This is a genomic window from Arthrobacter sp. Hiyo1, assembly GCF_001263615.2.
In the GTDB taxonomy this organism is placed as follows: domain Bacteria; phylum Actinomycetota; class Actinomycetes; order Actinomycetales; family Micrococcaceae; genus Arthrobacter.
Genome location: NZ_DF952475.1, coordinates 119,735 through 121,580, shown reverse-complemented (window position 1 = coordinate 121,580; position 1,846 = coordinate 119,735). Strand labels below are relative to the sequence as shown.

2 protein-coding genes are annotated in these 1,846 nt (G+C 63.0%); both read left to right on the top strand.

The features are described 5' to 3' along the window. On the top strand, positions 1-568 hold a 568-nt coding region (locus AHiyo1_RS19540), incomplete at its 5' end, for a Chromate resistance protein ChrB (RefSeq protein ID WP_059389673.1). Between the two features lie 318 nt (positions 569-886). Then, entirely contained in the window at positions 887-1,819 is a 933-nt protein-coding gene (locus AHiyo1_RS19535; protein WP_059389672.1) for an ABC transporter substrate-binding protein, read from the top strand. The last annotated feature ends 27 nt before the right edge of the window (positions 1,820-1,846 follow it).

Here is a 1,846-nt window from a genome sequence, read left to right as displayed (position 1 = left end):
GCCAGAGCGGCAGGCGGGGGCCAGGGCCCAAGGTTCGCCCACGTGGCTGCTCCTTGTGTACCGGGTGCCAAGTGAGCCAACCCGCCTGCGCGCCGCCGTCTGGCGCAAGCTGCGCAACCTGGGGGCGATCTACATGCAGAACTCCGCCGCTGCGGTGCCCCGCACAGCACAGAGCGAGCGGGCCATGAGGGCTCTCCGGAATGAAATCGTCGAAGCGATGTCCGGAAAGGCATTTCTCATCAATTCGACGTCGATCATCGGCGAAACGGATCTGGTCGAGATGTTCAATGCGGCCCGCAATGATGAGTATGAAGAGATCCTCGACAAGTGCCGGGACTTCCATGCCGGGGTTGAGAAGGAAGTCAGGGAGGAACACTTCACCTACGGCGAGCTCGAAGAAAACGAGGAGGACCTCGTCAAGCTCAAGGGGTGGTACCAGAAGGTCAAGGCACGCGACATGCTCGGCGCGCCCCTGGCGGACAAGGTTGCGGACGCGTTGACGGACTGCGCCGCCACCCTGGAGGACTTTGCCGCCCGTGTCTACGAGGCTGACAGCGTCGGACTCTAACAGCGGGTCAGCTTAGGGGAACCACAGAAGAGCGGCGCCCGGAGTCAAGGTCTCCCGGCGCCGCTCTTCTTGCGCCCGGCTGGGTGGGGGAACGCAACCCCTCGCTTCAATTCTCCAGGCCCATTGCAGTTGGAATTTTTGAAAAGTAACAGCTGATAGATCTATGCATGGCATTTCGTTAGTGATACGTTGTAGTGCATTAGCGAACGCGAGCGGGCCGGTCCGCATCCCGCGACACCGGAACCCACTCCAGAAGGAGGGTTCAATGACTGAATCCCAGGAACCGCAGCTTCCGCTGCGGCTCGGCTCCAAGGCATCGTGCTCGCCTACGTCGCCCAGCAGCTCGGGTACTTCAATGACGAGAATCTCGCCGTCACCCTGTTGAACAAGCAGGAGATCAAGGACCTCGAGGCCGGCGGTGGCCGCCTCGACGCTCAGGTGAACTGGTTCCAGCACGCAGTCTTCGGCGTGGTCAACGGCAAGCCGCAGGTTGCCGTCATGGTCCTGCACGACGCGCCCGGCATCACGGTAATGGTGTCGGAGGCATCCAAGGGCGAGATCCGCTCCGCCGCAGACTTTGCCGGACGCCGGATCGCCGAGGGCGCCAGCCACTCGGCCAAAGGGATCGTGACAAGCTACCTCGCCAGCAGGGCCGGTTTGCCCAGCGGAAGCTACACTCCGGTGATGGCGGCGGTCGATGGCCGGCGTGAGGCCGTCACGCAGGGGCTGCAGGAAGGTACCGTCGATGTACTGACCTTCATGGAACCCATGACGACCTATATGAAGGAAACCGGGCTCGTCTCCACACTGTATGACCTTGCCACCCGGGAGAGCACGGTCGCCGAGTTCGGCGCGGTCTGGCCCGCAGAATCTTTGCTCGTCACCCCGGAATTCCTAAAGGACCACCCGGACATCGTCCAACGTCTGGTCAACGCGATGCGCCGCACCCTGGAGTACGTCCGCTCACGCACCCCCGAACGGATCGCCGAACTCCTGTCCTCCACCTACCTCGCGGGCAAGGAAACCGCCGATGCAGTCCAGGCCATCGCCAAGAGATGGCCCACCTTGTCCCAAGGCGACTACACGGTCTCGCCCGGATCCGCGCAGCTCGTCATCGATGCGATCAAGTCCGCACCGTTCGATGACACCCTCAGCGGACAGATCCGCGCAAAGGTCAAGACCGTCGACATCGACGCCTCCACCCTCTACGCGAACGCCTTCGTCGAGGAGCAGAGTCCCGTCGCCTCCTGACCCGGCTTGTCCTCCCCTCCGGCGAAG